Raw genomic sequence first — 5,186 nt, 5'->3', positions numbered from 1 at the left:
GCCTTAAAACTGGTATGACCATTATAAAAATGGCTTACTGGTGGCTTTTCAACCCAAAAAAGCACATTCCTGCTTTTCCTCAAAACAACAGCTTGATCACGCATCAACATTTTTCTTGCTGTTTTGGCTAAAACTTCACCGATTAAAATAAAAAGCAGATGCAATAATTCTCGCCTACCACTATTCTCTTTTAAACGGTAGCCTAAAGAGAAAATTCCCATAAAAGCCACCGTAAACAAAATAATACAAATAATGTAATCAAAACCTTACGCATAGCAAACGGCACCTATTTATACCCAATAGATTTCAAGTTGCGGGAAGGCGGTAACAGATTATTCCAAGGATGGGCTGAGTAACGAGTACAGCCAATATATTTGCAGTTTGAAAGATGACGGGTTTGCCCGCTAAAAGTGACAACGACAGAGGATGCAACAATGAGTGTTCAACAGGAAGGTGCAGAGCTAAAGCGGGGGCTTAAAAACCGCCACATACAGCTTATTGCCTTAGGTGGCGCAATTGGTACCGGATTATTCCTTGGTATCGCGCAAACCATTCAAATGGCGGGGCCTTCAGTGCTACTGGGGTATGCAATCGGCGGCTTTATCGCGTTTCTGATTATGCGCCAGTTAGGAGAAATGGTAGTCGAAGAACCAGTCGCGGGTTCTTTTAGCCACTTTGCTTACAAATATTGGGGGAACTTTGCCGGTTTCGCTTCCGGTTGGAACTACTGGGTACTGTATGTGTTAGTGGCGATGGCCGAACTGACCGCCGTAGGTATCTATGTACAATATTGGTGGCCGGAGATCCCAACATGGGTGTCAGCGGCAGTATTCTTCTTAGCTATCAATGCCATCAACCTGGCGAATGTCAAAGTGTATGGTGAAATGGAGTTTTGGTTCGCCATCATTAAAGTGGTCGCTATCATTGCAATGATTCTGTTCGGTGGATGGTTACTACTTAGCGGGCAAGGCGGCCCGGAAGCCACTGTGACTAACTTGTGGGCACAAGGCGGCTTCTTCCCTAACGGTGTCATGGGCTTGGTTATGGCAATGGCGGTGATCATGTTCTCCTTCGGTGGCCTTGAGTTAGTCGGGATTACCGCTGCAGAAGCCGAAAACCCAGCCCAAAGCATCCCCAAAGCAACCAATCAGGTTATCTACCGTATCTTGCTGTTCTATATTGGTTCTCTGGCAATCTTATTATCACTCTACCCGTGGGGAAAAGTGGTCGAAGGCGGTAGTCCATTTGTACTGATCTTCCATGCACTGAACAGCAATGTGGTCGCAACTGTATTGAATATCGTGGTACTGACAGCAGCATTGTCGGTCTATAACAGTTGTGTTTACTGTAACAGCCGCATGTTGTTTGGTTTAGCCAAACAAGGCAACGGCCCGAAAATGCTGCTAAAAGTCGATGGTCGCGGGGTACCTGTTATTGCTATCGCCGTCTCTGCATTTGCCACCGCTTTCTGCGTGCTGATTAACTATCTGATCCCAGGCCGAGCCTTCGAATTACTGATGGCACTGGTAGTATCGGCGCTGGTGATCAACTGGGCGATGATTAGCCTTGCGCACCTTAAATTCCGTGCCGCTAAAAACCGCCAAGGCGTGATCCCACAGTTCAAAGCCTTCTGGTATCCGTTCAGCAACTACCTGTGCTTGCTGTTCCTCACCGGCATTTTGGTCATTATGTATCTGACACCGGGTATCCAGATTTCTGTGCTATTAATTCCAGCTTGGGTATTGCTACTAGCTATTGGTTACATCCTAAAAAATCGTAACCAACGCGCCAAATCCTGATAGCAGAACATAGCAGATTTCTCTCGAGAATCTGACGACATCATAGCTAACGGGTCAGCTACAGCGCTGACCCGTTTATTTTATTGTTTAACAAAACCGTGTTCGACTGACCCGCCATCTTCCATAACCCACTGATCCTATAGTGCTGCTCCCCCCAACAGTACAAACCAGATAATGAACAGTTTGATATTACTTATGTATTGAATTTGTCACGTCTCTTTTTTGCCGTCTGGTTCAGACTTTGATGGCGATGGTACATTTGTCCATCTCTATAACCATTAACTTCTGATATCTCCCCGATTGAACAGCAATAATCCATCTTCAATGACTGTTTTTGATCCATAACGGAGAGAATATCCATGAATATAGAACTAATTAGTGAAGGAAAAGATCAGATATGAGATGGGGGTGAGGTATGCGGGCTAATTAATCATATTTCGTTAAGACCGCACTGGCCGGGCACAAACTCTCCGGCCAGTGCCATAAATCAGAAAACTAAACTAGTGCACCATAAATGGTCAGTAAAGCCACGACTACAATCACCGTTAGTGTCACTTTTCGTGCTAACGAGACCGCAGACCTTGGCGTCTGTACTGGGTCTAAATGAGGCTCACGAGCCAAAGAGTACTGCGCTAATTGGGTCAGAACCTGATACTGCTGAGTTCTGAAATCACCTAATGAGGCAAACCAAGCTGGTAATGCTCTTTCGCCGTGCCCCAACAAGGCATATGCCGCGCCCACCAACCGCACAGGTATCCAGTCCAGCCAATGTAACAGACGATCAATACCAGATTGAGAACGCTGTAAAGGCGTATGGTGTCGGGCTAACCAGGTTTGGTATCCGCGTAACATCGCATAACCTGCTAGCGCCACGGGACCATAGTTAACACACACAACAAACCAGAAGATAGGCGCTAAATAGTAACGGAAGTTTATCCACAACAAGGCATTTTGTAGGGATTGTAAGCGAGCTTTCTCTCCGCTATCCATGGGTAAACCATGGATTAATGCTAACTCTTCTGCCATTTTATCGGTGGCATGGGCATCATTTTGGCGCGCAGCTTTAAGGTAGGCTCGATAGTGTTTACGAATCCCCCCGGCACCAATGCATAGCAGGCAAATCAGAATCCAAATCAACAACAGGGGGAAACCAAACAAGATATTCTGCACTAACTGCAAAATCAGCCATACCAAGGCCATCCACACGGCAGTCAGCAAAATAGTTTGTGCCAACGAAAAACGGTGTAAACGCGTGAATACGACTTCAAGGCGGTGGTCTAACTGCCAATGTTCGCCGAGTTTAAACAAGCGCTCCCATGCTAGCACCAGCAACAGCGTAAACAGTGTCATTAGCTCTTATTCTCCCTTTGCACTTAACCAGCCCTGGAAACAGGGCATATGCCTCCCGGCATGTATAAACCACACTATAAAACCAGGCAACAAGCAGCTGAGCTGCTCGACAACAAACCTGTGGTGAAGACTGACCAGCATCACGATGGCGATGTTAACTTCACCAAACTCTGCTGATACAAAGCCCAATCAAAAGCGGGGCCAGGGTCGGTTTTACGTTGTGGCGCAATGTCACTATGGCCCGTCACCCGATCAACAGTTATCGGATAATGAGCAAATAACAGCACACTTATCTCATTCAAACTCCGATATTGTGCGGGCGTAAACGGTAACATATCCGTTCCTTCCAGCTCGATCCCAATAGAAAAATCGTTACACCGCTCACGCCCGCCAAAGCTTGAGACTCCAGCATGCCAAGCGCGTTGATCAAACGGAACATATTGAATAATTTCACCATCACGACGAATCAGACAGTGGGCTGAAACTCGCAAGTGAACAATATCAGCAAAATAAGGATGTTCATCGGCATTTAGTGTGCCAGTGAAAAGCTGATCGATATAGGGGCCACCAAATTCACCAGGGGGCAAACTGATATTATGAATTACCAGCAGCGAAGGTACCTCGCATTCTGGCCGTTGATCAAAATGGGGAGAAACGACCCGTTTAACCCCTAAAATCCAGCCATTTTCTAACTGCATTGTTTATCTAAGCCCCCTAATAGTACACTTCAACTGGCTCTTTTATGGCACTTCAGCCAGCAACAGAGTAGCATGTTTGAACTATTATCTATCCGCCATTTCGGAGTTTTATATGCCGACCCGCAGCTATAATGCCGACAGCCGCCGTGCCGAGCTATTGGAACGAATTCAATGTGATATCCCTTTCACTGTTGCCCAAGCTTTGAGCGAAGACCTGGGTGGTGAGGTTAATGCAGATCGCGACCTCACCGCACAATTACTCCCAGCAGATAAACAGGCTAATGCCACGATTATTACGCGCGAAGCTGGTATCTTTTGTGGTCAGCGCTGGCTAAATGAAGTGTTTATTCAACTTGGTGCCCAAGTGACAGTTGAATGGTTAGTCAACGATGGAGACAAGTTGATAGCTAATCAGACACTTTGCCATCTGACTGGCCCTGCCCGTATCCTACTTACCGGTGAACGCACCGCACTTAATTTCTTGCAAACCTTATCCGGTGTCGCTACCGAGGTCAGCCGTTATGTGGCGGAGCTCTCTGGGTTGCATACGCAATTACTCGATACCAGGAAAACCTTGCCAGGGCTGCGTACCGCCTTAAAATATGCCGTCCTCTGCGGTGGCGGTAATAATCATCGACTCGGCTTATCTGATGCTTTCCTTATCAAGGAAAATCACATTATTGCTGCTGGTTCTATCAAAGAAGCGGTTGCTAAAGCATTTTGGATTCATTCCGATGTTCCCGTCGAAGTTGAAGTTGAATCCCTTGATGAATTGCAACAAGCATTAACCGCTGGCGCCGATATCATTATGTTGGATAATTTTACCATCCCAATGATGCGTGATGCTGTGCACATGCGTAATGAGTTGGCCAAGACCCAAGAGAGTGCTCAACTGGAAGTTTCTGGCAACGTTACGCTAGAAACACTGCGAAGCTATGCCGAAACCAGTATTGATTTCATCTCAGTCGGTGCACTAACAAAACACGTGACAGCTTTAGACCTGTCCATGCGATTTAAATAAGCCTACCAAATTATCTTCGGCCGATGATAGCCATTAGCAGACTCTAATTCTGTTTTTGCGAGCATCGCCGAAGTTATCTGTGATTTCACTGTAACAACCTAAATATTCGACAGCCTGCTTCGCAAATCAATGTAATGCCCCTGTTGCCATCAATTAAAAAGTTGCACCCTTGCCTTGTTTTCTCACACACAAGGAGAGTGACAAATGAATAAGCAACAGGGTTTTACCTTAATTGAATTAATGGTGATGTTAGCAGCTACAATACAGTTAATTGTTTACACTGACATTTCATTCAGAATAAAAACACATATCTAATTG

The 5,186-nt window shown here is 45.9% G+C and carries 6 protein-coding genes; 3 read left to right on the top strand and 3 right to left on the bottom strand.

Annotation, left to right across the window (positions count from 1 at the left end):
* Positions 1–221, bottom strand: a 221-nt coding sequence (locus tag V1952_RS19930) for a hypothetical protein (protein WP_420075389.1), incomplete at its 3' end; no start/stop codon positions are given.
* A gap of 213 nt (positions 222–434) precedes the next feature.
* Between V1952_RS19930 and V1952_RS19925 the strand changes: the two genes are divergently transcribed.
* Entirely contained in the window at positions 435–1,799 is a 1,365-nt protein-coding gene (locus V1952_RS19925; RefSeq protein WP_083160490.1) for an amino acid permease, read from the top strand.
* Positions 1,800–2,294: 495 nt separating this feature from the next.
* On the opposite strand, the gene ampE is transcribed toward V1952_RS19925, so the two are convergent.
* Both ampE and ampD read right to left on the bottom strand, forming a co-directional pair.
* Positions 2,295–3,149, bottom strand: coding sequence for a beta-lactamase regulator AmpE (gene ampE / locus V1952_RS19920; RefSeq protein ID WP_372558017.1), 855 nt, complete (start codon positions 3,147–3,149; stop codon positions 2,295–2,297).
* Positions 3,150–3,289: 140 nt separating this feature from the next.
* Positions 3,290–3,847: a 1,6-anhydro-N-acetylmuramyl-L-alanine amidase AmpD gene (gene ampD, locus V1952_RS19915; RefSeq protein WP_372558016.1), complete on the bottom strand. Its 558-nt coding sequence runs from the start codon at positions 3,845–3,847 to the stop codon at positions 3,290–3,292.
* A 112-nt stretch (positions 3,848–3,959) separates the two neighbouring features.
* Between ampD and nadC the strand changes: the two genes are divergently transcribed.
* A complete protein-coding gene (nadC, locus tag V1952_RS19910; protein ID WP_420075388.1) occupies positions 3,960–4,868 on the top strand; it encodes a carboxylating nicotinate-nucleotide diphosphorylase in 909 nt (302 codons plus the stop codon).
* 204 nt (positions 4,869–5,072) lie between these two features.
* The gene (locus V1952_RS19905) at positions 5,073–5,183 is read left to right on the top strand and encodes a prepilin-type N-terminal cleavage/methylation domain-containing protein (RefSeq protein ID WP_420075387.1); all 111 of its coding nucleotides are present in this window, start codon (positions 5,073–5,075) and stop codon (positions 5,181–5,183) included.
* Positions 5,184–5,186: the final 3 nt, after the last annotated feature.

The sequence above is a fragment of the Yersinia sp. 2542 StPb PI genome (genome assembly GCF_048593855.1).
In the GTDB taxonomy this organism is placed as follows: domain Bacteria; phylum Pseudomonadota; class Gammaproteobacteria; order Enterobacterales; family Enterobacteriaceae; genus Yersinia; species Yersinia enterocolitica_E.
The sequence above is the reverse complement of the archived record's forward strand: the minus strand, read 5'-3'. Positions and strand labels throughout refer to the sequence as shown.